A 26,851-nucleotide genomic window follows, 5' to 3' on the forward strand; every position below is an offset into this window, starting at 1 on the left:
GTAAGATAAAAAAAGCGGCTTGGATAAGCCGCTTTTTTATTACCAGATATTTTTTTCCGTGCTGCCCTGTATCTCACAGTCGCCGGTTTTGTATTCCGGCCGTTCGCCACGCTCGCGTTTGCTAAAATAATCTTTGCTGATGGCCACGATAGTGGGTGTCATCCAGATAATTGCCACAATGTTAATTACCGACATTAATCCCAGTGCCATATCGGCCATGGCCCAGACAGTAGGCAGAGCGGCCATGGAGCCCCACAAAATCATACCCAGGTACCCTGCGGTATATACCAGCCGGCCTACCTTGTTATCTAAGCGGAACATATGCAGATTACTTTCACCATAGGCGTAGTTGGCCACCACTGAGGTAAAGGCAAATAAGCAGATGGCAGCTGAGATAAAGTCAGTGCCCGAGCCGCCAATATGCACGCTTAACGCATCCTGGGTCAGACCAATGCCGCCCATGCCTTCGGCCGCATTCTCGCCGCCGGCCAGTAAGATGATAAAAGCGGTACAGGTACACAAAATAATGGTATCGAAAAACACCCCCAGCATCTGAACATAGCCCTGGGACACCGGGTGATTCGGATTGGGCGCAGCGCCGGCCGCGGCGTGCGGCACACTGCCTGAGCCGGCTTCATTAGAATACAAACCGCGCTGAATGCCGTTTTTAATGGCCGCGCCCAGTACTCCGGCACCGGCTTCTTCCAGCCCAAATGCGGCTTTAACAATATGTGCTAACAAGGCTGGTATTTCAGCAATATTGATGGCGGTGACCACCAGGGCCACCAGGATATAGCCCACCCCCATAAATGGCACGGCCAGTTCGGCAAAGCGGGCAATGCCACGCAGACCGCCCACCACAATGAGCGCGGCTAAAATAATGATAGCCAGGCCCGAATAGAGGGTGGGAATGGCATAGGCATTTTCCAGCGCATCGGTGATAGTATTGGCCTGCACCGCGCTAAATACAAAGCCATAGCCAAAAAATAAACACAGTGAAAATGCCACCGCCAGCCAGGTTTTGCCTAAACCCTGCTTAATGTAATACGCCGGGCCGCCACGAAATTCACCATTGTCATCGCGTACCTTGTACAGCTGGCCTAACACACTCTCGGCAAAGCCGGTGGCCATGCCAATCAGCGCAATCATCCACATCCAAAAGATGGCACCGGCGCCGCCCAAAGAGATGGCCACTGCGACACCGGCCAGGTTACCGGTACCGACCCGGGCAGATAAGCTGGTACATAGAGCCTGAAACGAGCTGATCCCCTCTTTGGTGGCTGTGGTGCTGCCTTTCATCAGCGAGAACATATGGAAAAAATGACGAAACTGTACGCCACCTAATTTGACGCTAAACCAGAGTCCACAAAAAACAAGCAGGTAAATCAGAAGAGGGCCGGTGGCCAGGGTGGTATTGCCAATATCCAGGGCAAACCCATCGCCCCACAGAATATTATTTACTGCCCCCACAATTGTTTCTAGCACAGAAGATCCTTGGAAATGTTGTGTTTACGTCATTTTGTAAGGTTATCTTACCACGCACAGGCTGGGGAAAAAGCTGCGGATATTCACAAAAGTAACGGATAATGGCATATCTAATGATTTTTTAATCTGATATAGGCAGAGTTTGGGCGGGCAGACAATAAAAAACCGGCCAGAGGCCGGTTTTTTGAAATATGGCTGGGGTAGCAGGACTCGAACCTACGAATCGCGGGATCAAAACCCGCTGCCTTACCAACTTGGCTATACCCCAATTGTGTGGCAATGTTTTTTTCATCTTCTGCCAAAAAGATGGTGGCTACGGCGAGATTCGAACTTGCGACCCCATCATTATGAGTGATGTGCTCTAACCAACTGAGCTACGTAGCCTTAGATAAAAAAACAGGAATGTACCGGTTTTAATATATGGCTGGGGTAGCAGGACTCGAACCTACGAATCGCGGGATCAAAACCCGCTGCCTTACCAACTTGGCTATACCCCAGTAGATAATCACGCAAATCTGCAGCGCAAACTTGCATCACTATGCTGGAAAAAATGGCTGGGGTAGCAGGACTCGAACCTACGAATCGCGGGATCAAAACCCGCTGCCTTACCAACTTGGCTATACCCCAACTGTGGTGCGGAAGGAGAGACTTGAACTCTCACGCCGTGAAGCACTGGAACCTAAATCCAGCGTGTCTACCAATTCCACCACTCCCGCACAGTCGGACAACACTGAGAGTTATGAAATTGGTGGCTACGGCGAGATTCGAACTTGCGACCCCATCATTATGAGTGATGTGCTCTAACCAACTGAGCTACGTAGCCTCACATTTTCAACGTTCCCTCTCAGGAAGTGGCGCGTATTATGCGAATATGAGGCAAGCCCGTCAACCCCTTTTTTGCTAACTTTGGTTAACTGCGCATAATATGTACGCCAACGCCTTAAAAACCAAACATTTGTCTGAAAAATAACACATTTCAGTCGGTTTGCAGCGATTATTCAGGCCGGCTCACCCGCACCTCAGGCTGGTAATAACATATGTCGATGGGGCGGGGCGCCAGCGCATCATCCACAAAAAACGGATTAGACATTGCCCGCGCTTCGGCCACTTTTTTCTGATAGTCACTGTGCCCGGGTAATTGCAGCGCCACCTGGCGCCGGCGGTATTTGGGCACATCGGTGCCCAGGCGGGCATCGATCAGTTCGCTGGCTTCGGAAAAATCTTTTAAAACACCATGGTTGTCGGCACTGCCGCGAGGCAGTTTTTGCAGTGCAGCCATACCGTCCACCACCCGGCCAAACACCGACATATTACGATCCAGATGGCGCGGAGCCTGACCCAATACCACGTAAAATTCGGTGGCGCCGGTATCGGCCTTATTGTCGCGAGCCATGGCGACCGTGCCAGGACAGTGAGCCAGCCAGTAGCGCTGTCTGTCCGGGGTGGTAGCCGCAGCAAAGCCATTGATAAATCCACTGACCGGGGCAAACGGGGCTGGCCGCTCCACCTCGTAAAATCCTTCTACCGAACTGGCGGTAAATTCAGCCGGCAGGGGCGCTGTGCTATCCCCGGCCCGGTGGGTGCCGTTAGACCCTGCCTGGGCCACAAAGCCTTCAATCACCCGGTAAAAATAGCGGTTGTTGTAAAAGCCACTTTTTACCAGCTCACGAAAACGCTGGGCATGTTGCGGGGCGATACTGTCGGTCAGTGCAATAATTACCGGCCCCTGGGTGGTTTGCAGGTAGACCAGATCCGATTGCGGCACCTGATACCAGTGTGTGTCATCCTGGGCGTAAATGGCGGGGGTGCTAAGCAGCCATGCCAGTAATCCCAATCCGAATCGCTTCATGATTGTTGCCTGTAGACTAAACATGGGCTGTATTTGACACATAATCGGCCATGGTTGCAAGTATCCACAGTCGGAATGACAGTCAGCAAAACTGTACTGATAGCCAGTGGGCGCCGATAGTGTAGCAAGTTGGGATACATGACCGGTCAGCTAACCTGATTACTGGACGTGGGCCGTGGGTGGTTGCCGGTGTGGCGCTGCTGGCTTGGAGCTAATGGCCTGGTGCTAAGGGGCTACATCGATGGTCAGCGTTAGCGTCGTTGGCAGGCAGATAAAGCAAAGTCAGTTACTGTGGGTAAGCCAAACAGTTTTTGTCACCCTATAAAAAAACCGCCCTTTAAAAAGGGCGGTGTTTGATAAGCGTGGCTTTTAGCAGCGCGTAAGCTTACACATTAAAGCGGAAGTGTATTACATCGCCATCTTTAACAATGTAGTCTTTACCTTCCAGGCGCCATTTACCGGCATCTTTGGCACCTTGTTCACCATTAAATTCAACATAATGGTCAAACGATACCACTTCGGCGCGGATAAAGCCTTTTTCAAAATCAGTGTGGATCTTACCGGCTGCCTGCGGAGCAGTAGACCCTTCCGGGTAGGTCCAGGCCCGCACTTCTTTTTCACCGGCAGTGAAATAGGTTTGCAGGGTCAGCAAGTTATACCCGCCGCGGATAACACGGTTCAGGCCAGGCTCTTCTAAGCCCATGTCCTGCATGAACTCTTCACGTTCATCGTCGTCCAGCTCGGCAATTTCAGACTCAATGGCGGCACATACAGCCACCACTACGGCATTTTCGCCCTCAGCAATGGCACGTACCTGATCCAGATACGGATTGTTTTCAAACCCTTCTTCATTGACATTAGCAATGTACATGGTGGGCTTCAAGGTCAGCATATTCATGTAACCGATGGCGGCCAGCTCTTCTTTGCTTAGCTCAAGAGAGCGCAGCAGCTTGCCTTCATCCAGATGCGGTTTGATTTTTTCCAGTACTTTTAACTCGTACTTGGCTTCACTGTCACCGCCTTTGGCCCGTTTGGCCACCCGCAACAGAGCTTTTTCGGTGGTCTCCAGGTCGGCCAGCGCCAGCTCTGTATTGATTACATCAATATCATCCTGTGGGCTTACCCGGCCATTAACGTGCACAATGTTGTCGTCTTCAAAACAACGAACCACGTGGCCGATGGCATCGGTTTCACGGATATTGGCCAAAAATTTGTTGCCCAGGCCTTCGCCTTTAGAGGCACCTTCTACCAGGCCGGCAATGTCCACAAATTCCATGGTGGTGGGGATGACGCGTTGCGGATTAACGATGGCTGCCAGTTTATCCAGGCGTAAATCCGGCACAGGTACCACACCGGTGTTCGGCTCAATGGTACAAAATGGAAAGTTAGCGGCTTCAATGCCGGCTTTGGTCAGAGCGTTAAATAGCGTCGATTTGCCTACGTTGGGCAGGCCGACGATACCACATTTGAAACCCATGCTAGCCTCGTGTCTCGGTTAGATTATTTGGTGACTTCGGCTTTAAATGAATGAAGCCGGTTTTGAGCAGTTTTTAAATCATCCTGCAGCAATAGCTCGGTACAGCGCACTGCTTCGTCGATAGCACTGTCCATGGCGTCTTTTTCTGCTGCACTGGGTTTACCCAGGACATGACCTGTCACCCTGGCTTTATGCCCGGGGTGGCCTATGCCAATGCGCAAACGTAAAAAATTCTTGTTGTTGGCCATACGGGCCACTATATCGCGTACCCCATTTTGGCTCGAACTTCCCCCCAGCTTGAACTTCGCAATGCCTGGCGGTAGATCCAACTCGTCAAAAGCCACCAGAATCTGTTCAGGCTCGATCCGGTAAAAATTGGCGAGTGCGCCAACTGCCTGACCGCTTTTGTTCATAAAGGTGGTGGGGTAGAGCAGTCGAACATCCTGACCGGCCACGGTGATCCGTGCGGTCTTGCCATAAAATTTGGCTTCCGGGGTCAACTGAGTATGAAAACGCGCGGCTAACTCCTGCAGATACCAGGCGCCGGCATTATGACGGGTATGTTCATATTCGGGGCCTGGATTACCCAGGCCCACAATCAGACGAATGTCAGACAACCGGGATTATTCCTCAGTGCCTTCTTCTTTTTCGCCTTCTGCATCTTCTTCAGCTGCTGGAGCTTTAGGAGCAGGTTTGATGGTCACTACTGTCAGGTTGTGATCTTCATCTTCTTTAGCCAGTTCAACCGAAGTTACACCAGCTGGCAGAGAGATGTCTGACAAGTGAACCGTACCGTCCATTTCAACACCAGCCATATCTACATTGATGTACTCTGGCAGGTCTTTAGGCAGACAGGTGATTTCAATTTCATTCAGGTGATGTTCTGCAATGCCGCCTGCTTTGATGGCTTCATTTTTGTCTTCATTGATGAAGTGCAGAGGCACGTTAGTGTGCAGTTTTTCGCCCGCTACAACGCGCTGAAAATCGATGTGCGTGATTTTTGGCTTGTATGGGTGACGCTGCATGTCTTTTACCAGCGCTTCTACTTTCTTGCCATCGATGTTGATGGTCAGAACGTGTGAATAAAACGCTTCGTAATCCGCAGAGTTATTTACTTTGTTGTGGTCCAGGGTCAGTGAAACCGGCTCTTCGTTACCACCGTAAATGATCGCAGGAACCAAGTCTGCACGACGCAGGCGGCGGCTCGCACCTTTCCCTTTATCAGTACGGACGTTAGCATCCAGAGTAAAAATTGTGTTTGTAGACATTACCTGTCTCCAGAATAAATAAATGTGAGTGATTAATGTGCTTCCGCGACCAAAAGCACATCGCGTACTGCATCAGTTGCCCGCTACTGCAATACAGTAAACAGCCAGCCGCACAGCGCCCTATTAATTAAGGGCGGCGAATTCTACCACCGAACGTATCGGGAGACAAATGTTTGGCGCAGCCCACCGCGGCCTGCGCACACGGTGCCGGTTAGTGAGTATCGTTGATGGGGCTCACCTGGCTGTCATCCAGCACTTTTACCGCTTCTACTTCAAACACACTACCAAACTGGGTAATAGTTAAGATGTCATCGCGAACATGGCCGGTGACTGCCAGACGGATACCATTTTGTTTATATTCCGGGGCCAGATTACGCAGGGTATAGTTGCGACCATTGTCCCCGATAAAGCCGTAAAAGCCACCTTCAAGATCTTTGTAAACCAATTGACCTTGTATTTGCTCAGATTTGCTTGCGTTCATGCTTTGCTCACTGCTGGTTTGCTCGCTGTTGGATTGATTGGCTTGCACCGGTTGCTGACTACACGCTGATAGTGGGAGGCTAAGCAGGGCCAGCCCCAAAAGTGCCATTTTCATAGGAGATCCTTTTGTGCGAAAACAAAAAAACCATTGTGCACAGATTAAGCTGAATAAACAATGAATCTGGTGGAGCGTTCAAAGTGAACAGGGGGACGGCAGGTTTTGGGTAGGACAAAAAACGCCGCCATGAAAGGCGGCGTTAACAAAAATCAATATTCGAACATGGCCGAAATAGATTCTTCATTACTGATGCGGCGAATAGTTTCGGCCAGCATCTCAGATAAGGTCAGCTGTTTGACTTTATCCAGCTTTTTCATCTGCGCATTAAGCGGAATACTGTCCGTCACAATGATTTCATCAATCACTGAGTCGCGGATATTTTGCACCGCATTGCCAGAGAAAATCGCGTGAGTGGCATACGCAAAGACCCGGCGCGCGCCGTGACTTTTCAGCGCTTCAGCGGCTTTGGCCAGTGTTCCGCCGGTATCAATCATGTCATCCACGATGATGCAGTCACGATCCTTCACATCGCCGATAATATTCATCACCTGCGCCACATTGGCTTTGGGACGACGCTTATCGATAATGGCCAGGTCGGTATCATTCATCAGTTTGGCAGTTGCACGCGCACGCACCACACCACCGATGTCCGGTGATACCACCACCGGATCTGCCAGATTGCGGCGCATCATATCGGCAAGCAAAATTGGTGTTCCAAAGGCATTGTCTACCGGAACATCAAAAAAGCCCTGAATCTGTTCAGCATGCAGGTCAATGGTCAGAACCCGATCGACACCCACGTTTGACAGAAAATCAGCAACCACCTTGGCGGTAATCGGCACCCGGGCCGAACGTACCCGACGGTCCTGACGGGCATAGCCAAAGTAGGGCATCACCGCGGTGATACGCCCGGCTGATGCGCGACGCAGCGCATCAATCATGACAATCAATTCCATCAGGTTATCGTTGGTGGGGGCACATGTAGACTGGATAATAAAAACGTCCGAACCACGGACGTTTTCATGTATCTCTACGCTGATTTCACCGTCACTGAAGCGGCCAACGCTGGCGTTTCCAAGCTTGGTATAGAGACGATCGGCCACTTTCTGGGCAAGTTCTGGTACGGCATTACCTGCAAAGAGCTTCATATCTGGCACAAGTGTTTCCTCAGTGCATTGATAGTAGAGGTGGCTGGGGTAGCAGGACTCGAACCTACGAATCGCGGGATCAAAACCCGCTGCCTTACCAACTTGGCTATACCCCAACGGTATTAAAATCTGTCCGGAGCTGCGTTCACTGCTTGTTGTTTTACTAATAAAGGCGATTGAGCCACGCCTTTTGCCACAAAGCCAGTCCAGTCAGCGGGCAACCTTGCCAGTACATCCCGGGCTTCTTGCTGGTGCTTAAAGGTGGCGAACACGCACGCCCCTGTGCCCGTCATCCGCGACGGTGCGTAGTGTAGCAACCACTGTAATAAATTTGCAACTTCGGGATGCCGTTTACAGACAATTTGCTGACAATCATTGCCTGTCTGGTCAAATTCATAGCCGGCCCAGTCGATGGGCGCAGTGTTCCGAGGCAAATCGGGTTCGCCAAACACCGCCGGGGTACTCACATGTACACCCGGGTTCACTACCAGGTACCAGGCCGGTGCTGTGGCGGCAGGGTAAAAATGCTCACCCACCCCCTCGGCAAAAGTGGTCTTGCCATGCACAAACACCGGCACATCCGCGCCCAGTTGTAAGCCCAGTGTAGCCAGCTCGGCATTGGTCAGGCCGCAGCCCCAAAGATGATTGAGCGCCACAAGGGTAGTGGCCGCATTAGACGAGCCGCCGCCAATCCCGCCGCCCATGGGCAGTTGTTTGTCCAGGGTGATCGCCACCCCTTGCTTAACATCAGCAGCCTCAGCAAGCAGACGCGCAGCGCGCACAATCAGATTATCCTCATCCGGTACACCGGCTAACGGCGTGGCCATGCAGATAGTGCCATTAGGGGCCGGGGCAAAAGCCAGCCGGTCGCCCACATCCAGCATCTGAAACAGGGTTTGCAACAGGTGATAACCTTTTTCGTTGCGCCCGGTGATGTGCAAAAACAAATTCAGTTTGGCCGGGCTGGGCCACCAGTCGTGGGACATAGCTACAGCGTCCATTGGTCAATACGAATTTTGATAAAGGTGTTGGGCTGGCTCAGGTCGGTCAGGGTCAGGGCATGGGGCAGCCAGGTTTGATCCACCTTGCCATAATGGCTATAGCTGACCCGCCACTGGCCACAGCCATTACAATTAGGGGTCAGGGTGGCCAGCAGTTGTTTATCGTTAAGAGTATACTGGTCGGTGGGGCCGGGCAGGCCCTTGATCCAATCTTGTAACTGAGCCACCGGCACCTGCCAGCCGGTGACCCGGGCAATCAATGCCTGAGCGTCGGTATCGGTAAAGGTTTGATCATCAGCCTCTAAAGTAACCAGACCGGCATCTTCCGTAAGGTCCACCAGCGTGATGCCCAGTAAATTTGTGAGCTTGAAACGAAACTCTTGCGGTCGGTGGCGCCACAGTAAGTTGGCACTCACCCCTTCTTGCTGCTGACGCATCGCCATTTTGCCTTTCACCCGCCACTGGGTGATATCGCGCAAGGCTTCAAGCTGCGCCGGTAAATTTACTGACTCGGTGGGCCCTTGGGGTAAGGAAGTGCAGCCAGCCAGGATTGCCAGGCACAGGGCGAGAATAACGGGACGTAAAGACATACAAAAAATCGATTGGGCTGATTGACCTATATATAGGAACACAAGTTCGCCAACACTTTCAATAATTTTGCCTTTTTCGTACAATGCCGCTCCGAAGTCGCCAGATGAATTTAAATGAGCTTACTTGCCCTCGGAATCAATCACAAAACTGCTCCTGTTGCTTTGCGTGAAAAGGTGGCTTTTACACCTGATTCGCTGGCGATCGCGCTGGCGTCGTTAAAACGGCTGGCCGGGGTGAACGAGTCGGTGATTGTTTCGACGTGCAACCGCACTGAAATCTATATCAATGCCGAACAGGATGCAGCCCGCATCGCGCCTGCCTTAAAACAATGGCTGGCCGGGTTTCATCATGTGGAGGAAGCATTGGTGGAAGATCACAGCTATGTGTACGAGCAAAAAGCCGCAATCACGCATATAATGCGGGTAGCCGCCGGGCTGGACTCACTGATTTTAGGGGAGCCGCAGATCCTGGGTCAGGTCAAGCAGGCCTATAATGATGCCCGCCACAATGGCACGGTAGGGGCAGACTTCGAGCGCTTGTTTCAGCATACCTTCTCGGTGGCAAAAAAAGTGCGTACCGATACCGATATTGGCGCCAATGCGGTCTCAGTGGCCTTTGCTGCGGTGCAATTGGCTAAGCATATTTTTGCCGCGCTGCCCGAACGCTCGGTACTGTTGGTGGGGGCAGGGGAAACCATCGAACTGGTGGCCCAGCATTTAAAAGAACAGGGCGTAGCCAATATTAGTGTGGCAAACCGCACCCTGGCCCGGGCACAAACACTGGCCAGCCGCCTGCACGCCGATGTGCTGACCCTGGCGCAGGTGCCTGAACAATTACATCATTTTGATATAGTGATCAGCTCTACGGCCAGCCAGCTACCATTAATTGGCAAAGGCATGGTCGAGCGTGCTTTGCGCCAGCGGCGCAACATGCCCATGTTTCTGGTGGATCTGGCGGTGCCCCGGGACATTGAATCTGAGGTTAATGAACTGGGCGATGCATATTTATATACGGTGGATGATTTGCAGCACATTGTAGAGCAAAACCTGGCTAGCCGGGAAGAAGCCGCCCAGGATGCAGAACAGATCATTGCCGGGCAGGTGGAACAATACCAGTCATGGCAACAAGCCCAGCAGTCGATTGACTTGGTACGCCAGTTCAGGGAACGCGGCACCGGCCAGCGCGATGAGCTGGTGGCCCGTGCTCTGGCACAATTACAGGACGGAAAGGCAGCCGAACAAATCATTGAAGAGCTGGCCTATAAACTAACTAATTCACTGATGCATGGGCCAACCCGCGTGTTACGCGAAGCGGCTGCAAAACGTGAAGCATCGCTGACCCAGTGGCTAAGTGACTCGCTGGAACTGGATAGCCAGTCAGATCAGCGTCGAGAATAAGGTAAAATGAGTGTATGAAAGAGTCGGTGATCCGCAAACTGGAACATCTGGTTGAACGCTTTGACGAAGTGCAGGCCTTATTGGGCGATCCAGGTGTTATCGGCGATCAGGATAAGTTTCGCAATTTGTCCAAAGAATACAGCCAATTGGAAGATGTGGTAAAAGGCTTTAACGCCTATCAGCAGGCCGAAGAAAACCTGGCGTCTGCGCAGGAAATGCTGGCCGAAGATGATGCCGAAATGCGTGAGATGGCGCAGGAAGAAATCAAACAGGCCAAAGAAACCCTGGCACAGCTGGAAGAAGAACTGCAAATCTTACTGCTGCCTAAAGATCCCAATGATGATCACAACTGCTTTTTGGAGGTACGCGCGGGCGCCGGTGGCGACGAAGCCGCTATTTTTGCCGGTGATCTGTTCAGAATGTACAGCCGCTTTGCCGAAAATCAGGGCTGGCGGATGGAAGTGGTCAGCGCCAGTGAGGGTGAGCATGGCGGCTTTAAAGAAATCATCGCCAATGTGTCGGGCGACGGCGCCTACGGCATCTTGAAGTTTGAGTCTGGCGGTCACCGCGTGCAGCGAGTGCCGGAAACCGAAAGCCAGGGACGTATTCATACCTCTGCCTGTACCGTGGCGGTGTTGCCCGAAGTACCTGAATCCGAAGCTATTGAAATCAATTCGGCAGATTTGAAAGTGGATACCTTCCGCGCTTCAGGCGCCGGTGGTCAGCACGTTAACAAAACCGACTCGGCGATTCGCATCACGCACATACCCACGGGTCTAGTGGTGGAGTGTCAGGACGAGCGCTCTCAGCATAAGAACCGGGCCAAAGCCATGTCGGTATTGCAGGCTCGTCTGAACCAGATTGAAGAAGAAAAGCGCATGGCCGAAGAAGCCTCTACCCGGCGTAACCTGGTGGGCAGCGGCGATCGTTCTGAGCGGATCCGCACCTACAACTTCCCCCAGGGCCGGGTCACCGATCACCGTATCAATCTTACCCTGTACCGGTTAGACGAAGTGGTGCAGGGCGATTTGAATGCAGTGCTTGAACCTATTCGTCAGGAGCATCACGCCGATCTGCTGGCTTCACTGGCAGACGACTAAGTGGATATTCAGCAGGCGCTCAGTTGGGCTGCTGCCCGGCTGACCGAATCGGACTCGGCTGCAGTAGATGCACGAGTTCTGCTGGCCCATGTGCTCAACCGTTCGGCTACTTATTTGTACACCTGGCCAGAACAGCCTTTGTCTGCTGAGGAACAGCAGCGCTTTGAAGCCTTGGTGCAACAGCGTGTTGACGGCCAGCCGGTGGCGTATCTGACCGGTGAAAAACCATTTTGGACCCTGTCATTACAGGTGAGCCCAGCCACCCTGATCCCACGCGCTGATACTGAAATATTGGTGGAGCAGGCGCTGGCTGTTATGCCGGCGGGCCCGGCGCGGGTGTGCGATTTGGGCACCGGTACCGGCGCGGTGGCGCTGGCGCTGGCCAGCGAGCGCGCCGATGCGTTTGTCATGGGACTGGACAGCCAGGCTGATGCTGTTGCGCTGGCGCGAGCCAACGCCACCCGCAATGGGTTGGACCACGTGCAGTTTATCCAGAGTCACTGGTTTGATGCATTGTCCGGCGAGCGTTTTGATGTGCTAGTCAGTAACCCGCCTTATGTAGAGGCGGCCAGCCCGTATCTGCAGCAAGGGGATGTACGTTTTGAGCCGACCTCGGCCCTTACCGCCGGTGATGACGGACTGGATGACATTCGCCACATTATTGCCCAGGCATCGCAGCACTTGCGCGCCGGCGGCTGGCTGTTGTTAGAGCACGGCTTTGCCCAGGGCAGTGCTGTGCAGGCACTATTGGTGGAGGCTGGCTTTAGCGCTGTGATCACTCATCACGATTTAGCCGGGCTGGCCCGGGTGACCGCAGGGCAGCTGTCTTCTGAGGCCGAGCTTACACAAGATTAATGGATAGCAGTGCTTATCCTGCGTATAGGTAAGCACCCGATAACAACGAACGGCCTGTTGGCCGGCGGTTTAAAATGCAAAGGAACCACTCATGTACATGTTGGCCAAAAATATCCACTTAACCGCAGTCGCGTTAAGTATTTTGCTGTTTATTCTGCGCTTTATGCTGGTGCAGGCCAGCCCTAAGATACTTGAACAAAAATGGGCAAAAGTGCTGCCTCATGTCATTGATACTGTGTTGATTGCCAGTGCGCTGTGGTTATGCAGCATTTTATCGCAATGGCCATTTGTCAACGACTGGCTCACCTTCAAGGTCATGGGCCTGGTTCTGTATATCTTAATGGGCTTGTTTGCGCTGAAATGGGCGCGCTCCACGCCCATGCGCTGGATTGGCTTTGTTGGCGCGCTGACCTGGATCGTACTGATTGCCCGGGTCGCATTTACCAAACAAGCCATCATTTTTTAAGGTAATTTATCATGTCTGTATCACAGCAAGTTATTCAGGTTGGTAACACTGAGGTTGCCAACCATCGTCCGTTTGTTTTGTTTGGTGGCATGAATGTGCTGGAGTCTCGTGACCTGGCCATGCGTATTGCCGAGCACTACACAACCGTGACCGACAAACTGGCGATTCCCTATGTGTTCAAAGCCTCGTTCGATAAAGCTAACCGTTCTTCGGTCCATTCCTATCGCGGGCCGGGCATGGATGAGGGCCTGAAGATTTTTCAGGAAATTAAGCAGACCTTTGATATTCCGGTCATTACCGATGTTCATGAACCGCATCAGGCAGCACCCGTGGCCGAGGTGGCCGATGTGATCCAGTTGCCGGCGTTTTTAGCCCGCCAGACCGACCTGGTGGTGGCTATGGCGAAAACCGGTGCTGTAATCAATGTCAAAAAGCCGCAGTTTTTGGCGCCAAATGAAATGCGCCATATCATTACCAAGCTGGGTGAAGCCGGCAACGATAAGGTGATTTTGTGCGAACGGGGCAGCTCGTTTGGCTACAACAACCTGGTGGTGGACATGCTGGGCATGGAAGCTATGAAAAGTTATGCACCGGTAATTTTTGATGCCACCCATGCGCTACAAATGCCCGGTGGGCGTGAATCGTCGGCAGACGGTCGGCGCGCACAAGCAGCGCAGTTAGCGCGCAGTGGTATGGCACTTGGCCTGGCAGGTTTATTTATTGAAGCCCATCCGAATCCGGACGAAGCAAAATGTGACGGCCCGTGTGCGTTGCCATTGTCAAAGCTGGAGCCTTATCTGGCCCAGATGAAAGCATTGGATGAGCTGATTAAAGGCTTTGCGCCTTTGGATACCTCAGCCAATTAATCAGTAAGACATACAGGCAGGCAATCCTGCCTGTATGTTATCAGGTGTAAATAGAACGCTTACTCGCTGTATTGCGTGCGCTTAGGTTGTTTGGCTTTGCGTTTGAAAGCCAGCAGCGATTTTTTCAGGTAGCGTTGTTTACCTTGTTCCAGGGTAGCCTGGGCTTGCGCTTTGATGTCTGATTCCAGATTGGAGGTGGGCGTCACCAGGGCAATATCCAGATCCAGCGCTAATGCATTATTGGTTGCAGCAGTGTCAGCCTGGCTCGCCTGAGCCGCGCCAACAAATGCCATAACAGAAACTGTAGAAAGCAGTAGTTTGTTCATATTCACACCTAATATAATTTATTGAAACATTGTTTGATAATTGTTAAAAAACTTAACAAAGCAATAATGTAACTTATTGTTCATGAAGTGTTAGTCTTCATGACGGGTAAATATTAAGCATTAATTGTGCAAAATTAAAACGAGTAAAAGTATGGTTGATCGATTAGATAAACTAATGCTTTTGTCCTTATTTCGTCACCCTTTGCGAGTACTGTTATGCATCGCCGTTTGCCGCCGTTAAATGCTCTGAAAGCCTTTGAAGCTGCGGCGCGTCATTTAAGCTTCACCCGCGCTGCCGATGAGCTGTTTGTGACCCAGGCTGCGGTCAGCCACCAGATAAAAGCCCTGGAAGAATACTTATCCATGAAGCTGTTTATCCGGCGTAATCGCACCTTGTTGCTGACCGAAGAAGGGCAGGCGTACTTTTTAGAGCTTAAAGATATTTTCAAAAGCTTGCAGGAAGCCACCGAGCGGTTACTGGCCAAAGGCAGTAAAGGGGCGATCACTGTGGCCATGCCGCCCAGCTTTGCCGCGCAGTGGCTGGTGCCACGGATCAGCAAATTCAGTGTGGCGCACCCGGATATCGATGTGCGTATCAAAGCAGTGGATTTTGACGAAGGGTTTTTGGACGATGATGTGGATGTGGCCATTTATTATGGCAAGGGGCGCTGGTCCGGGGTTCAGGCCGACAAACTGCACAAAGAGTTTTTAACGCCCTTATGCTCACCCAGTTTGTTTAGCGGGCCCAAGCCCCTGTCCAGCCTGGCTGACCTGAAACACCATGTGCTATTGCACGACTTAAGTCGTGAAGCTTGGAAAACCTGGTTGCGCCAGGTTGGGGTCAGCGGGGTCAATGTAAACCAGGGGCCGGTATTCAGCCACTCGATGCTGGTCTTGCAAGCCGCCGCACTGGGGCAGGGCATCGCGCTGGCCAATACTATCCTGGCGCGGCCGGAAATTGATGCAGGGCGTTTGATAATGCCGTTTTCCGAGCGGGTAGAAAGCCGTGATGCCTTTTATGTGGTGTGTGACGAAGCCCAGGCAGAGCTGGGGAAAATTGCCGCTTTTCGCAGTTGGATCCTGGCGCTGGTAGAGGAAGAGCAAGATGAATTTTGATTATACCCGGGTCACCGCCAGCAAGCCGCTGGCTCGGTTAGTGCTGGCTCACGGTGCGGGTGCCGGCAAGCAGTCCGACTTTATGCAGGATATGGCAGTACGCCTGACAGCCCGGCAACTTGAAGTAGTGCTGTTTGATTTTCCCTATATGCAAACCATCGCCGCCACCGGTAAGCGCCGCCCGCCGGATAAAGCCGAGCGACTACGGGACCACTATTCGCAGCTACTAGCCCACTTGCAGGCCGAATTGCCAGCACTTCCTACCTGTATCGGTGGTAAGTCCATGGGCGGGCGCATGGCCACCATGCTGCTGGAAGACAGCAGCGCACATGCTGCAGTGGTATTTGGGTATCCGTTTCATCCGCCCGGCAAGCCGGATAAGTTGCGCACCGAGCATTTGCAAGCAGACGGCAAGCCAGTGTGCATTGTGCAGGGCGCTCGCGATACTTTTGGCACAGAACACGAAATTGACAGTTTTGGTTTGCATAAACGGGTGCAGGTACACTGCCTGGCCGACGGCGACCATAGTTTAAAGCCGCGTAAAGCCAGTGGCTTCACCCATACCGGGCATCTTGACCAGGCTGCCTCGCTGGCGGCGGACTTTGTTGCCCGGCAGGTTCACGCGTGAGCCGCCGGATGCGCACCTGGACGGCCACTGGCGCGGCCGGAGCATTGTTGGCGGTAATGTTAGGGGCCTGGGTCAGCCACGGGCTTGATGAGGCGATATCGGCACAGGGTAAGCAGGCGCTGGGCACAGCGGTGGATTACCTGATGTACCATAGCGTGGCCATCTTGCTGTGCTGCGCATTGCCTTTGGCGCGGCGCTGGGAACAGGCGGCCGTCTGGTGTTTTACGTTGGGAATGCTGTGTTTTAGTGGCAGTATTTTCATGCTGACCCTGACCACCGCAACCTGGCTGTGGCCGGTTACCCCCATTGGCGGCACCCTGCTAATGGCCGGCTGGGCATGTGTAATTTTTGGAGCTGTATACAGGAGGGCCAATGGCTAGTGTTTTAGGCTATTGCCGGGCCGGATATGAAAATGATTTGGCCAACGAGCTGACCCAGCGTGCCACCGAACTGGGCTGTTACGGCTTTGCCCGGTTTACCCGCGGCCAGGGCTATGTGGAGTGGGAATGTTATCAACCTGGTGATGCCGACAAACTGGGCCGGTCGCTGGCGGTGGCTGACACCATCTTTGCCCGCCAGTTGGCTGTGATCACCGCCACCTTGAGCGACCTGGATAAACAGGACCGACTGGCGCCGATTGTTGCTGAGATCCAGGCCCACGATAGCCAGGAGTGGAAAAATGGCCTGGTGTTTGTGGATCATGCTGATACCGATGCAGGTAACACGCTGGCCAAATTTTGCCGCAAATTTGCCGTAGTGCTGCGTCAGGCGTTACGGAAAGAGCGCTGTCTGACTTTCAAAGAGCAGCCACAGCAGCGCGCCCTGCATGTGTTTTTTACCGATTTTGACCGTTGCCTGGTGGGGTATTCCTATCCGGATTGCCGCAGCCCGCATGCCAATGGCATCTATCGGTTGAAGTTTCCGCCCAGTGCGCCCAGTCGTTCAACCCTCAAGCTGGAAGAAGCGATCCTGACCATGCTGACTGAACCCCAGCGGCAGCAGGTGTTTCGCGCCGGCGGCCGGGCAGTGGATTTGGGCGCCTGCCCGGGCGGCTGGACCTATCAGCTGGTGCAGCGTGGCCTGCATGTGGAAGCGATTGACAACGGCAGTATTGATGAGGCGCTGATGGCTACCGGCCTGGTTGAACATTTTGCTGCCGACGGCTTTGCCTACCGGCCACAATTTGGCCGTGTAGATTTACTGGTTTGTGATATGATAGAGCAACCCGACCGGGTCGCCACACTGATGGGGGATTGGTTAGTTAAAGGCTGGGCTGACCATGCTATTTTCAACCTGAAATTACCTATGAAGCAGCGCTATGAAACCGTGGTGACTGCGATGGCGGGCCTGACGTCTCGATTACAACAACGCGAAGATCGGTTTGTCGTCCATCTTCGGCATCTTTATCATGACCGTGATGAAATTACCGTCTCAGTAATAAGAGTGTAACTATACGCTCTAAAAGTCGTAAGCTCATGATAAATAAAGACAACAACAAATGCTGGCGGGAATTAGCTGGATAAGTTTTATACTTTTTACCTAAAGGGCTGTCAATCTGGTATTGAAATCCTTTATAATCCCGCCGTTTTTTTACTCTGAACCAACGAAAGTGAACTAATGGCAGACTTATCTCATTATAGAAATATTGGTATTTTCGCCCACGTAGACGCGGGTAAAACTACCACGACTGAACGTATTTTGAAGCTTACCGGTAAAATCCACAAAACCGGTGAAGTACACGATGGTGAGTCAACAACTGACTTCATGGAACAGGAAGCTGAGCGTGGTATTACCATCCAGTCAGCAGCAACAACCTGTTTCTGGAAAGACCATCGGATGAACATCATCGATACTCCTGGACACGTTGACTTCACCGTAGAAGTTTACCGTTCACTGAAAGTACTGGACGGTGGTATCGGTGTATTCTGTGGTTCTGGTGGTGTTGAGCCGCAATCAGAAACCAACTGGCGTTATGCTAACGAATCAGGCGTTGCACGGATAATCTTTGTTAACAAACTTGACCGTATGGGTGCTGATTTTTACCGTGTAATCGGCCAAATCAAAAAAGTACTGGGTGCTAAGCCTGTTGTCATGACGCTGCCTATCGGTATCGAAGACGAGTTCAACGGCATCATCGACGTACTGGAACAAAAAGCTTACATCTGGGACGAAACTGGTCTGCCAGAAAACTACGAAGTATGCGATGTACCAGACGACATGAAAGATAAAGTTGCTGAGTACCGTGAAGATCTGATCGAAACTGCGGTAGAAATGGACGACGACCTGATGATGGCGTACATGGATGGCGAAGAGCCGTCTATCGAAGATATTAAGCGTTGTATCCGTAAAGGTACTCGCGATCTGGAATTCTTCCCAACTTACTGTGGTTCTGCCTTTAAGAACAAAGGTGTACAGCTGGTACTGGACGCGGTAATCGATTACCTGCCTAACCCAACGGAAGTTATTCCTCAGGATCTGACTGACAAAGACACTGGTGAACCTACTGGTGAGGTGGCGACTGTATCTAAAGACGAGCCGTTCCGTGCGCTGGCGTTCAAAATCATGGACGACCGTTTTGGTGCACTGACCTTCATCCGTGTTTACTCTGGTGTACTGAACAAGGGTGACACCATTCTGAACAGTGCCACGGGCAAAACAGAGCGTATCGGCCGGATGGTTGAAATGCACGCTAACGACCGTACCGAGCTAACTACCGCACATGCCGGTGACATCCTGGCGATTGTTGGTATGAAGAATGTTCAGACTGGCCACACTCTGTGTTCAACTGCACATCCTTGTACGCTTGAGCCGATGATCTTCCCTGAGCCGGTAATCTCAATCGCTGTTAAGCCTAAAGATAAAGGCGCAACTGAGAAGATGGGTATCGCTATCGGTAAACTGGTTGCTGAAGACCCGTCGTTCCAGGTGGAGACTGACGAAGATTCTGGTGAAACTATCCTGAAAGGGATGGGTGAATTGCACCTGGATATCAAAGTAGACATCCTGAAACGTACTTACGGCGTTGAGCTGGAAGTTGGTCAGCCACAGGTTGCATACCGCGAGTCTATCACGCAAGAAATCGAAGACAGCTACACGCACAAGAAGCAGTCTGGTGGTTCTGGTCAGTTCGGTAAGATCGATTACCGCATCCGTCCGGGCGAAACCAACTCAGGCTTCAGCTTCAAGTCAACTGTTGTTGGCGGTAACGTACCAAAAGAATTCTTCCCGGCCATCGAAAAAGGCTTCAAGAATATGATGGAAGAAGGTCCGCTGGCGGGTTACCCGGTACTGGACGTTGAAATTGAACTGTTCGACGGTGGCTTCCACGCGGTGGATTCATCAGCTGTTGCGTTCGAAATCGCAGCCAAAGGTGCATACCGTCAAACAATGCCAAAAGCGGGTCCTCAGATCCTTGAGCCAATCATGAAAGTGGACGTGTTCACACCAGAAGATCACGTTGGTGATGTTATCGGTGACCTGAACCGTCGTCGCGGCATGATTAAAGACCAGGAAGCTGGCGCAACTGGCGTACGTATCAAAGCAGATGTACCTCTGTCAGAAATGTTCGGTTACATCGGCCACCTGCGTACTATGACATCTGGTCGTGGTCAGTTCTCTATGGAGTTCAGCCACTATGCTTCATGTCCTAACAATGTTGCTGAAAAAGTTATCGAAGAAGCTAAAGCACGTAAAGCTGCTAAGTAATCGCTTCTGAGTTATTAAAAACCCGCCTTTTGGCGGGTTTTTTTATGCCTGATATTTGGTTAACTGAGCGTCATACCTGTAATTGTGGAGATGACGATGATAACCATTGCATATTTGAGTGTAGCTCTGATGCTGATCGTTGCCGGCCTGGCTGCATTGGGCGTTTGGCAGATGGTGCAGCGCTGCTGCTGGCCGCATGGCAGCGGCGTCAAAGTGTATGGTTCGGCGGCCATCTGGTGGGCCCGGGGGCCGGGCTGTGATATTCCCAACGGCCTGGTGACCGGGGTGTATTGCTGGGCCGGCGGGGTGGTGCTGATGGCCGGGCCGTATGATCTTAAAACTTTATGTGTCTCACCCTGGCTGCGGCCATTATTAGTGTACCGGCTACGCCGGCATTTTAGCCAGTGTCAGGTGTCTGACGCAGACACTGATGCTGGCGAGACAGGTGCTGGACGGCGCATATGGCGACATGCTGCCAGCACCTTTTTTTGTTGGGCTTTAAGTTGCTGGAGCCGTTGTTTAGGGCGGGGAGGGGGCTGATACAACACCCCCTCAAATAACTGTAAAAAGTGGTCCAATTCTGCTGCGGTAGCGGCGTCTACCCGCTCCCGGGCGGCCTGGATAAACTGTCGCGCCGAACCATACTGGCGTTGCAGCCCCAGCCGCTTGGACAGCAACCGTTCAACCTGGGCAAACAGTTGCTCAGCCACGCTGCCTTTGAGCCGACGCGGTCGAGGCATAAAATACAGCACTAACAAACCAGCGATAAATGCCATCACCGTCAGGCCTAATACAAAGACCCGGCTGGTGGTGGGCTCCCCGACAATTTTTTCAATCATATTTTGTTGCTGGTCGGCATCAAAGCCTAGCACCCAGCGATTCCACTGATAATTCATCCCATCCAGTAAGCCGTACATTGAAGCCAGCCAGGCATGCTCACCCATGCGACTGCGCGAGAAAAACGGCGCATCCTGTTGCTGATTGGCCAGCGCCTGGCGAAATCCATATTGCAACCGAGACGCTGCAACCATGGCGGTAGGATCAAAACGTTGCCAGTACTGGCCATCCAGGGCTACTTCCACCCAGGCATGAGCATCGTACTGGTAAACAGCCAGCGCGTTGTCGGTAATGGCTTCGCCGCCCTGATAGCCAGACACAATCCGCGCCGGTACCCCTGCCAAGCGCATCACATAGGCCATGGCGCTGGCGTAATGGGCACAAAAGCCTTGTTTGGCATCAAACAAAAAAGTGTCCACCGGATGATGCGGCATGGTTGGAGGCGTCAGGGTGTATTCAAAACGCTGTTGCGCAAAATGCTGCATCACCGCCTGGGCCAGCGCCTGATTATCAGGATGCTGATTACGCAGCTCAGCAGCCCAGGCTTGTGTTTTGGGGTTGGTCGCATTGGCAGGCACCTGTACATTGAGCACCTTATCCAAGGCCCGATGGGTCATCTTTCGAGGAGCATCCGGGTAGGCCACCAGTGCAAAAGCTTGTTTGCTCACCAGTGGTTGCCGGGCACGCAGGGTATACGTGGGTTGCTGACTGATGCGTTGCGCACTGGCCACGCTGGCAGGTCGGGTTGGGCCTAAACTGAATAGATACTCATTGCCGCTGGCTTCGGTTATCAGCTCATAGGGCAGGGGAGGGCCGGTGAGCGGGCCTTCGGCAGGCGGGGGGCTTAGCAGAGGTGCAATCAATTGTTGCTGGCGCCGGTAATCACTGACCTGCCAGGTTTTACCGTCAAAATGTTCCAATACCAGCGCTCGCCAATAGCGCTGTTCTGACGGCGGGACCGGGCCGTCAAAGGTCGCCGTGAAAACTCTATCGCTTGAGCGGGTCAGGCTAGCCACATCACCGGGGGTGAGGGTATCTGATAACCCGGTTTGGGCCTGCTGCTCTGCCGGCATCCCCCACAATGGCGGTAACTGTGGGGTGATAAAAAACAGCAGCAGCGCAATGGGCAGCGCTTGCAGAGCCAGCACCATGGCTTTAAAAAACTGGCGTTTAAACGCCTGCTGCGGGGCAAAAAACTGGTGTAAACACAAAAGGCTGGATAGCAGCACCAGGGCGACACCCAATGCCACCGACAATGCCTGGTCAAACACCAGCGCACAGCCGGCCAAAAACAGTATGCAACCGGTCAGTTGGACCACATCTTTAGGCTGGCGTAACAGCAGCAATTTTAACGCACACCCGCAAATGAGCAGGTTCACCATCATTTCCAGCAACCCATGGCGGGTGGCTGACCAGGCCAGCGCCAGGCAGGTGAGCACACCGAGCAGATTGATCAGTCGGGTATTGATGGGCCGGGTCAGCGGGCGAACAAAAAGTGCAAGTCGGATGACCAGGCTACATAGCATGAGTAACACCACCCAGCTCATCAGTGGTGCCAGTAGGGTGAGGGTAACCAAACCGGCGGCCAGGCTGAGCAATAACACCGCTCTGGGGTTGTGCAGAGGCAAACTCATGTGACTGCTCCGGGTAGCATGGCTAGCGTGTGCAGGCAGCGGTCGCGGTGCGCCTGGCCGGTGGCCACCGCAATCTGTTGCGGACCGGCTTTGAGACCGAATGGCTGACGTTGCCGGCTAAGCTCCACAATCTGAAAGGCCAGTTCGCTGATATGCTGTTCGCGCTGCGGATGGTGGTTATTGAGCACCAGGTAGCCGGCCTGTTGGTCGGGTTCATCAAACTGTTTAACCACCGCTGCTCCCCCTTTGGCCACGTTTTTCCAGACAATACGCTGCAGCGGATCGCCGGGGGTGTAATTACGCAGCCCGGCAAAGTCTTCGGTACCTGGCGTTCCCTGAGGTTGCAGCTCGGCATCGCCGGTTGCTGGCTGCAAGGCTAGCGCAGCAGGCTTGAGTGCCGGGTAAACGGTCATTGGCTGGTCAAAATCCAGGTGGGTCCAGCAACGAAACCAGCCCAGGGGGTATAAGCTGCTAAAGGTCACCCGCGGCAGACTAAAACAGCCACGGCGGTAGGTGGGCCGGGGCAGGAGCAGACGGGTGGGGGCCGCATCCAGATCGACCTGGGTCACTTCTGTGTGGCCCCACCAGGCAATTTGCAGCATGCCGCAGGGGCGTTGATCACCGGGGCTGGTCAGCTGCAGCTGAAAATGGGCCTGCTCGCCAGCAAACACCGGATCTACGCCGGTGGCCTTAACCTGCAGACGGGCAAAGTTTTGATAGCTGGCAAACAATGCCAGCAATTGCAGGGCGAGAAAAAAAAAGCTCAGCAGCAACAGTAAATTGTTTTGATAGTTGGTCCCCAATACAAATAGGCACAAACCCAGAACCAGCATGCACAGGCCAAAGCGGGTAGGCAGGATAAATACTGAGTTGAGCGACAGGGCGTGATGCCGGTGGCGCGGGATCCGCACCGCCAGCCATTTTAATAGCAGGGTATTTTTAAGCCGGCCCACGACGATCAGGCGGCCAGTGGATCAACAGCATCAAGCAGTTGCTGGCTTAACACGCCGTCATCTGCACCGGGCTGGGTATCGGCGCGCAGCCGGTGCTCGGCTACCGCACAAAAGATGGCTTGCACATCATCAGGCAGCACATGGTCGCGCTGGTGAATAAACGCCCAGGCCCGGGCCGCTTGAAGCAGTGCCTTGCTGGCCCGCGGCGATAGCGCATGATAAAAGCCGGGGGCGGTGCGGCTATGGGTGACCAGGCGCAAAATGTAGTCAATCACCGGCTCTGCCGCGTGGACACGGCTTACCGCCGCTTGCCAGCCAGCTAAAGTCTCGACTGACAGACAGGGGCTGAGTTCTGGTTTTTGGGCTGGCGCACTGAGCATGATTTTTTCTGCTTCCCAACTGGGGTAGCCTAACGAGATACGCATCAAAAACCGGTCGAGCTGTGATTCTGGCAGCGGATAGGTGCCCGACTGATACGTCGGATTTTGGGTGCCAATAACAAAAAACGGCGCAGGCAGCGTATAGGTTTTGCCATCGATACTGACCTGATGTTCTTCCATCGCTTCTAACAATGCGCTTTGAGTTTTCGGGCTGGCGCGGTTGATCTCATCTGCCAGGACCAGCTGGCTGAACACCGGGCCGGGGCGAAATACAAATTCCTGAGTTTGGCTGTTGAAAATGGTGGCGCCCAGCATATCCGCCGGTAGCAAATCCGAGGTAAACTGAATGCGGGAAAACTGCAGCCCGAATAAGCTGGCCAGCGACTGCGACAGGGTGGTTTTGCCCATGCCGGGTAAATCTTCAATTAACAAATGCCCTTTGGCCAGCAAACAGGCAATAGCCAGTTTAATTTGTTCCGGTTTTCCCAGGATCTGCTGGCCCAAAGCCTGCGTGAGTGCATGAAGTTCAGTCCCGCTCATTGCTACTGCCGCCATTTTGTCATTATGCAAAGATAGTATCAGCAGTCTGCTGCTGCTAACGTGGTGGTACTAATACGTGAGTATAGTCCCAACAGAGCAACTAAATGATCTTATGAGCAAAACAGCGCAAAATTAGACAGCAGAAAGTGCTGCGTGAGCGCTGTGGGTTGTCTATAATAGGGCAGCTTTTACAGGAATGTGGTTATATGAAAAGTATTGATATAGATGATGATTTATACGCGTTTATTGCCAGCCAGACAAAGCACATCGGCGAAAGTGCGTCAGACATCTTACGCCGCCTGCTGATGGACAAAACCGCGAAGGTTCCGGCTAAAGCGTCTGCGGCATCAGCCAGCGCCGGCACGCCGCGTACACAAGCCGCAGGCCGGGCCTCTTCGGCTGCGGATAAGTCTCAGCCAGCAGCACCGGCCCTTCCGAACAGCAATGGCAGCGGTAATGAAAAAGCCCGCCCGAATGGCGAAATTACCCTGCGCCTGAATGATGATGTGCTGGGACATTATTCTAAGCGGGTGGATTTATTCTTGTTTATTCTGGCCCAGCTGCATGAGCTGCATCCCCAGGCCTTTGCCGCGGTAGAACAGATCAAAGGAAAAAATCGTATCTATTTTGCGACCTCCAAAGAGGCCCTGCTGAAAACCGGCAGCAGCACCAACCCCAAGCAAATCCCTGATAGCCCTTACTGGGTGGTCACCAATAACAATACAGCAAAAAAAGTGGCGATGTTAGAACAGGTTTTGCAGGTGCTGGGCTATGATGAGGCTACAGCAGCCACCGTGGTGGCACGATTTGCCTGAACGCAAAATTCTTCCATGATAATTGATTAAGGAAAGCCCATGGCACTTCACCCTCAAGCCGGACAGCCGGCTGACCCTGAGCAGTTGATCAACGTTGCTGAACTGGTAAGCCAGTATTACAGCTACCGACCTGACCCGGGAAACCCGGCCGAAGCTGTTTCATTTGGCACTTCCGGCCACCGGGGCAGTGCAGCGCATAGTACCTTTAATGACATGCACATTGCGGCCATTTGCCAGGCGCTGGCCGAATACCGCGCGGCCAACCACATTACCGGGCCGTTGTTTATTGGCAAAGATACCCATGCCTTGTCAGAACCCGCCCTAAATACCGCCATCGAAGTGTTGTGCGCCAACGATATCAAAGTGGTGATCCAGCAAAAGAACAATGAAAGCCGCGGCTTCACCCCCACGCCAGTGATTTCACGCACCATTATTCGCTACAACCTGGACCGCACTGATCACCTAGCCGATGGGGTAGTGATCACGCCTTCTCATAATCCGCCGGCAGATGGTGGCTTTAAATATAATCCACCCAATGGCGGGCCGGCAGACAGCACAGTCACCAGTCAGATTGAGCAGCGCGCTAACGCCTTGCTGGCCGAATACAACCAGGATGTAAAACGGATTTCATTACGGGATGCATTAAATCAGGAGTCGGTTAAAGAACAGGACTTTATGCACCCGTATATCGACGACCTAGCCAAAGTCATCGATATGGAAGCTATTGCCAACGCTAAGCTGAAGCTGGGTACTGATCCCCTTGGCGGCGCCGGCGTGGGTTACTGGGAGTGTATTGCCAAGCAATATGGGCTCGACATTGAAGTGGTGAATAATCGTATCGATCCGCAGTTTGGATTTATGCGCCGCGACAAAGACGGGAAGTTGCGTATGGACTGCTCGTCAGCCTATGCCATGGCCGGCCTGATTGAGCTCAAAGATAAGTTCGACCTGGCCTGGGGCAACGACCCTGATTTTGACCGCCACGGTATTGTGTGCCAAAGCGCCGGGCTGATGAATCCCAATCATTATCTGGCGGTGGCGACCCAGTATTTGTACAGCCACCGAAAAGAATGGCCTGACTCACTGAAAGTGGGCAAAACCCTGGTCTCCAGCTCCATGATTGACCGGGTGGCCAAAGCCTTACCCCGCGAGCTGGCAGAAATGCCGGTTGGGTTTAAATGGTTTGTGCAAGGGATGGGCGATGCCACCATCGGATTTGCCGGTGAAGAAAGTGCCGGGGGCATTTTTCTGCAACGCGATGGCAGCACCTGGGCAACCGATAAAGACGGCTTTATTTTGTGCCTGCTGGCCGCCGAAATTCTGGCAGTGACCGGCAAAGATCCTGGCCAGCATTATGCTGCGCTGACTGAGCAATTTGGTGAACCTGTGTATGAGCGCCGCGATATCAGTGCCACGCTGGAGCAAAAACAGGCGCTGTCAGCCATGGATAAGTCAGTCATCACCAGCAACACCCTGGCCGGTGACCCCATTACCGCCATCCAGACCCATGCAGCGGGCAATAATGCCAGCATCGGCGGGGTGAAAGTGTCCACCGAGAATGGCTGGTTTGCTGCGCGTCCGTCGGGTACCGAGCAAATTTACAAAATTTATGCAGAGAGCTTTAAAGGTGAAGCTCACTTACAGGAATTAATTAGCGAGGCTGAGCAATTAGTGAACGAGGTAATAAGCTAATCATGGGAATGTAAAGTCATGATAAAATTTGTGTAAAGTAGGTGTAAATAAATGAGGCTTTTTTTAAAATTGGCCTCATTTTTTTTGGAAATTAACAAATAAATTACAAAAAAGCTGTGTGAACCTTGCTATATTGCTGACGTATTGTTGTTCAATGTTGTAATTTAATTACCGTTTGAGCATG

Annotated in this window: 25 protein-coding genes and 7 tRNA genes; 12 read left to right on the forward strand and 20 right to left on the reverse strand. The window is 52.8% G+C overall.

Features of this window, described 5'->3' with window-relative positions:
- Nucleotides 1–39: 39 nt before the first annotated feature.
- From ACTUJZ_RS00680 to lolB, 16 genes are all read right to left on the reverse strand, one after another.
- Nucleotides 40–1,485, reverse strand: a complete 1,446-nt coding sequence (locus ACTUJZ_RS00680; RefSeq protein ID WP_463634345.1) for an alanine/glycine:cation symporter family protein — start codon at nt 1,483–1,485, stop codon at nt 40–42.
- A 192-nt stretch (nt 1,486–1,677) separates the two neighbouring features.
- Nucleotides 1,678–1,753: transfer RNA gene (locus ACTUJZ_RS00685), tRNA-Gln, on the reverse strand.
- Between the two features lie 39 nt (nt 1,754–1,792).
- A tRNA-Met gene (locus tag ACTUJZ_RS00690) sits at nt 1,793–1,869 on the reverse strand.
- 37 nt (nt 1,870–1,906) lie between these two features.
- Nucleotides 1,907–1,982 (reverse strand) — tRNA-Gln (locus tag ACTUJZ_RS00695).
- Nucleotides 1,983–2,036: 54 nt separating this feature from the next.
- Nucleotides 2,037–2,112: transfer RNA gene (locus tag ACTUJZ_RS00700), tRNA-Gln, on the reverse strand.
- A 4-nt stretch (nt 2,113–2,116) separates the two neighbouring features.
- A tRNA-Leu gene (locus tag ACTUJZ_RS00705) sits at nt 2,117–2,201 on the reverse strand.
- A gap of 30 nt (nt 2,202–2,231) precedes the next feature.
- Nucleotides 2,232–2,308: transfer RNA gene (locus ACTUJZ_RS00710), tRNA-Met, on the reverse strand.
- 171 nt (nt 2,309–2,479) lie between these two features.
- Entirely contained in the window at nt 2,480–3,334 is an 855-nt protein-coding gene (locus tag ACTUJZ_RS00715) for a peptidylprolyl isomerase (protein WP_463634346.1), read from the reverse strand.
- Between the two features lie 385 nt (nt 3,335–3,719).
- Entirely contained in the window at nt 3,720–4,811 is a 1,092-nt protein-coding gene (gene ychF / locus ACTUJZ_RS00720) for a redox-regulated ATPase YchF (protein WP_463634347.1), read from the reverse strand.
- A gap of 23 nt (nt 4,812–4,834) precedes the next feature.
- On the reverse strand, nt 4,835–5,428 hold the full coding sequence (pth, locus tag ACTUJZ_RS00725; protein ID WP_463634348.1) for an aminoacyl-tRNA hydrolase: 594 nt from the start codon (nt 5,426–5,428) through the stop codon (nt 4,835–4,837).
- Nucleotides 5,429–5,434: 6 nt separating this feature from the next.
- Nucleotides 5,435–6,079: a 50S ribosomal protein L25/general stress protein Ctc gene (locus ACTUJZ_RS00730; protein WP_463634349.1), complete on the reverse strand. Its 645-nt coding sequence runs from the start codon at nt 6,077–6,079 to the stop codon at nt 5,435–5,437.
- Between the two features lie 211 nt (nt 6,080–6,290).
- Entirely contained in the window at nt 6,291–6,674 is a 384-nt protein-coding gene (locus ACTUJZ_RS00735; RefSeq protein WP_463634350.1) for a hypothetical protein, read from the reverse strand.
- A gap of 152 nt (nt 6,675–6,826) precedes the next feature.
- Nucleotides 6,827–7,765, reverse strand: coding sequence for a ribose-phosphate pyrophosphokinase (locus ACTUJZ_RS00740; RefSeq protein WP_463634351.1), 939 nt, complete (start codon nt 7,763–7,765; stop codon nt 6,827–6,829).
- Nucleotides 7,766–7,805: 40 nt separating this feature from the next.
- Nucleotides 7,806–7,881: transfer RNA gene (locus ACTUJZ_RS00745), tRNA-Gln, on the reverse strand.
- A gap of 6 nt (nt 7,882–7,887) precedes the next feature.
- Nucleotides 7,888–8,751, reverse strand: coding sequence for a 4-(cytidine 5'-diphospho)-2-C-methyl-D-erythritol kinase (gene ispE / locus ACTUJZ_RS00750; RefSeq protein WP_463634352.1), 864 nt, complete (start codon nt 8,749–8,751; stop codon nt 7,888–7,890).
- A 2-nt stretch (nt 8,752–8,753) separates the two neighbouring features.
- A complete protein-coding gene (gene lolB, locus ACTUJZ_RS00755; RefSeq protein ID WP_463634353.1) occupies nt 8,754–9,356 on the reverse strand; it encodes a lipoprotein insertase outer membrane protein LolB in 603 nt (200 codons plus the stop codon).
- 114 nt (nt 9,357–9,470) lie between these two features.
- On the opposite strand from lolB, the gene hemA reads away from it, so the two are divergent.
- The 5 genes from hemA to kdsA all read left to right on the forward strand — a co-directional run bounded on the left by hemA (nt 9,471) and on the right by kdsA (nt 14,041).
- Entirely contained in the window at nt 9,471–10,754 is a 1,284-nt protein-coding gene (hemA, locus tag ACTUJZ_RS00760; RefSeq protein WP_463634354.1) for a glutamyl-tRNA reductase, read from the forward strand.
- 14 nt (nt 10,755–10,768) lie between these two features.
- Nucleotides 10,769–11,854 carry a peptide chain release factor 1 gene (gene prfA, locus ACTUJZ_RS00765; RefSeq protein ID WP_463634355.1) on the forward strand — a complete coding sequence of 362 codons (1,086 nt, stop codon included), beginning with the start codon at nt 10,769–10,771 and terminating at the stop codon, nt 11,852–11,854.
- Nucleotides 11,855–12,709 (forward strand): peptide chain release factor N(5)-glutamine methyltransferase, encoded by an 855-nt coding sequence (gene prmC, locus ACTUJZ_RS00770; protein WP_463634356.1) that lies wholly within the window; start codon nt 11,855–11,857, stop codon nt 12,707–12,709. It begins immediately after the preceding gene.
- 91 nt (nt 12,710–12,800) lie between these two features.
- Nucleotides 12,801–13,175 (forward strand): SirB2 family protein, encoded by a 375-nt coding sequence (locus tag ACTUJZ_RS00775; protein WP_463634357.1) that lies wholly within the window; start codon nt 12,801–12,803, stop codon nt 13,173–13,175.
- An 11-nt stretch (nt 13,176–13,186) separates the two neighbouring features.
- Complete coding sequence (kdsA, locus tag ACTUJZ_RS00780) at nt 13,187–14,041, forward strand: 3-deoxy-8-phosphooctulonate synthase (protein ID WP_463634358.1); 855 nt, start codon at nt 13,187–13,189, stop codon at nt 14,039–14,041.
- A 59-nt stretch (nt 14,042–14,100) separates the two neighbouring features.
- Here the strand turns inward: kdsA and ACTUJZ_RS00785 are convergent, their stop codons facing one another.
- Complete coding sequence (locus ACTUJZ_RS00785; protein WP_463634359.1) at nt 14,101–14,367, reverse strand: hypothetical protein; 267 nt, start codon at nt 14,365–14,367, stop codon at nt 14,101–14,103.
- 216 nt (nt 14,368–14,583) lie between these two features.
- Here ACTUJZ_RS00785 and ACTUJZ_RS00790 point away from each other — a divergent pair, with 216 nt between their 5' ends.
- From ACTUJZ_RS00790 to fusA, 5 genes are all read left to right on the forward strand, one after another.
- Entirely contained in the window at nt 14,584–15,483 is a 900-nt protein-coding gene (locus ACTUJZ_RS00790; RefSeq protein ID WP_463634360.1) for a transcriptional regulator GcvA, read from the forward strand.
- Nucleotides 15,473–16,111, forward strand: a complete 639-nt coding sequence (locus ACTUJZ_RS00795; protein ID WP_463634361.1) for an alpha/beta fold hydrolase — start codon at nt 15,473–15,475, stop codon at nt 16,109–16,111. The genes ACTUJZ_RS00790 and ACTUJZ_RS00795 overlap by 11 nt, the downstream gene beginning before the upstream one ends.
- Before the next feature lie 8 nt (nt 16,112–16,119).
- Nucleotides 16,120–16,491, forward strand: coding sequence for a DUF423 domain-containing protein (locus ACTUJZ_RS00800; protein WP_463634362.1), 372 nt, complete (start codon nt 16,120–16,122; stop codon nt 16,489–16,491).
- Nucleotides 16,484–17,560, forward strand: coding sequence for a 23S rRNA (cytidine(2498)-2'-O)-methyltransferase RlmM (rlmM, locus tag ACTUJZ_RS00805; RefSeq protein WP_463634363.1), 1,077 nt, complete (start codon nt 16,484–16,486; stop codon nt 17,558–17,560). The genes ACTUJZ_RS00800 and rlmM overlap by 8 nt, the downstream gene beginning before the upstream one ends.
- 168 nt (nt 17,561–17,728) lie before the next feature.
- Nucleotides 17,729–19,816, forward strand: a complete 2,088-nt coding sequence (gene fusA / locus ACTUJZ_RS00810; RefSeq protein ID WP_463634364.1) for an elongation factor G — start codon at nt 17,729–17,731, stop codon at nt 19,814–19,816.
- A gap of 407 nt (nt 19,817–20,223) precedes the next feature.
- Here fusA and ACTUJZ_RS00815 read toward each other — a convergent pair whose 3' ends face one another.
- The 3 genes from ACTUJZ_RS00815 to ACTUJZ_RS00825 are packed head-to-tail and all read right to left on the reverse strand — an operon-like array spanning nt 20,224 to nt 24,160.
- The gene (locus ACTUJZ_RS00815; RefSeq protein ID WP_463634365.1) at nt 20,224–22,287 is read right to left on the reverse strand and encodes a transglutaminase TgpA family protein; all 2,064 of its coding nucleotides are present in this window, start codon (nt 22,285–22,287) and stop codon (nt 20,224–20,226) included.
- Complete coding sequence (locus ACTUJZ_RS00820) at nt 22,284–23,240, reverse strand: DUF58 domain-containing protein (RefSeq protein WP_463634366.1); 957 nt, start codon at nt 23,238–23,240, stop codon at nt 22,284–22,286. Before ACTUJZ_RS00820 ends, ACTUJZ_RS00815 begins: the two co-directional genes overlap by 4 nt.
- Before the next feature lie 5 nt (nt 23,241–23,245).
- The gene (locus ACTUJZ_RS00825; protein ID WP_463634367.1) at nt 23,246–24,160 is read right to left on the reverse strand and encodes an AAA family ATPase; all 915 of its coding nucleotides are present in this window, start codon (nt 24,158–24,160) and stop codon (nt 23,246–23,248) included.
- A 206-nt stretch (nt 24,161–24,366) separates the two neighbouring features.
- Here ACTUJZ_RS00825 and seqA point away from each other — a divergent pair, with 206 nt between their 5' ends.
- Nucleotides 24,367–24,975: a replication initiation negative regulator SeqA gene (gene seqA, locus ACTUJZ_RS00830; RefSeq protein WP_463634368.1), complete on the forward strand. Its 609-nt coding sequence runs from the start codon at nt 24,367–24,369 to the stop codon at nt 24,973–24,975.
- A 39-nt stretch (nt 24,976–25,014) separates the two neighbouring features.
- On the forward strand, nt 25,015–26,667 hold the full coding sequence (pgm, locus tag ACTUJZ_RS00835) for a phosphoglucomutase (alpha-D-glucose-1,6-bisphosphate-dependent) (RefSeq protein WP_463634369.1): 1,653 nt from the start codon (nt 25,015–25,017) through the stop codon (nt 26,665–26,667).
- Nucleotides 26,668–26,851: the final 184 nt, after the last annotated feature.

Source organism: Alteromonas sp. WD8-37 (assembly GCF_055326825.1).

What these genes read in the sequence shown, in the direction of transcription:
- ACTUJZ_RS00715 (WP_463634346.1), bottom strand. Translation starts at nt 3,334, where the DNA reads ATGAAGCGATTCGGATTGGGATTACTGGCATGGCTGCTTAGCACCCCC.
- ychF (WP_463634347.1), bottom strand. Translation starts at nt 4,811, where the DNA reads ATGGGTTTCAAATGTGGTATCGTCGGCCTGCCCAACGTAGGCAAATCG.
- ACTUJZ_RS00730 (WP_463634349.1), bottom strand. Translation starts at nt 6,079, where the DNA reads ATGTCTACAAACACAATTTTTACTCTGGATGCTAACGTCCGTACTGAT.
- ACTUJZ_RS00735 (WP_463634350.1), bottom strand. Translation starts at nt 6,674, where the DNA reads ATGAAAATGGCACTTTTGGGGCTGGCCCTGCTTAGCCTCCCACTATCA.
- ACTUJZ_RS00740 (WP_463634351.1), bottom strand. Translation starts at nt 7,765, where the DNA reads ATGAAGCTCTTTGCAGGTAATGCCGTACCAGAACTTGCCCAGAAAGTG.
- ispE (WP_463634352.1), bottom strand. Translation starts at nt 8,751, where the DNA reads ATGTCCCACGACTGGTGGCCCAGCCCGGCCAAACTGAATTTGTTTTTG.
- lolB (WP_463634353.1), bottom strand. Translation starts at nt 9,356, where the DNA reads ATGTCTTTACGTCCCGTTATTCTCGCCCTGTGCCTGGCAATCCTGGCT.
- hemA (WP_463634354.1), top strand. Translation starts at nt 9,471, where the DNA reads ATGAGCTTACTTGCCCTCGGAATCAATCACAAAACTGCTCCTGTTGCT.
- prfA (WP_463634355.1), top strand. Translation starts at nt 10,769, where the DNA reads ATGAAAGAGTCGGTGATCCGCAAACTGGAACATCTGGTTGAACGCTTT.
- ACTUJZ_RS00775 (WP_463634357.1), top strand. Translation starts at nt 12,801, where the DNA reads ATGTACATGTTGGCCAAAAATATCCACTTAACCGCAGTCGCGTTAAGT.
- kdsA (WP_463634358.1), top strand. Translation starts at nt 13,187, where the DNA reads ATGTCTGTATCACAGCAAGTTATTCAGGTTGGTAACACTGAGGTTGCC.
- ACTUJZ_RS00785 (WP_463634359.1), bottom strand. Translation starts at nt 14,367, where the DNA reads ATGAACAAACTACTGCTTTCTACAGTTTCTGTTATGGCATTTGTTGGC.
- ACTUJZ_RS00790 (WP_463634360.1), top strand. Translation starts at nt 14,584, where the DNA reads ATGCATCGCCGTTTGCCGCCGTTAAATGCTCTGAAAGCCTTTGAAGCT.
- ACTUJZ_RS00795 (WP_463634361.1), top strand. Translation starts at nt 15,473, where the DNA reads ATGAATTTTGATTATACCCGGGTCACCGCCAGCAAGCCGCTGGCTCGG.
- ACTUJZ_RS00800 (WP_463634362.1), top strand. Translation starts at nt 16,120, where the DNA reads ATGCGCACCTGGACGGCCACTGGCGCGGCCGGAGCATTGTTGGCGGTA.
- rlmM (WP_463634363.1), top strand. Translation starts at nt 16,484, where the DNA reads ATGGCTAGTGTTTTAGGCTATTGCCGGGCCGGATATGAAAATGATTTG.
- fusA (WP_463634364.1), top strand. Translation starts at nt 17,729, where the DNA reads ATGGCAGACTTATCTCATTATAGAAATATTGGTATTTTCGCCCACGTA.
- ACTUJZ_RS00815 (WP_463634365.1), bottom strand. Translation starts at nt 22,287, where the DNA reads ATGAGTTTGCCTCTGCACAACCCCAGAGCGGTGTTATTGCTCAGCCTG.
- ACTUJZ_RS00825 (WP_463634367.1), bottom strand. Translation starts at nt 24,160, where the DNA reads ATGAGCGGGACTGAACTTCATGCACTCACGCAGGCTTTGGGCCAGCAG.
- seqA (WP_463634368.1), top strand. Translation starts at nt 24,367, where the DNA reads ATGAAAAGTATTGATATAGATGATGATTTATACGCGTTTATTGCCAGC.
- pgm (WP_463634369.1), top strand. Translation starts at nt 25,015, where the DNA reads ATGGCACTTCACCCTCAAGCCGGACAGCCGGCTGACCCTGAGCAGTTG.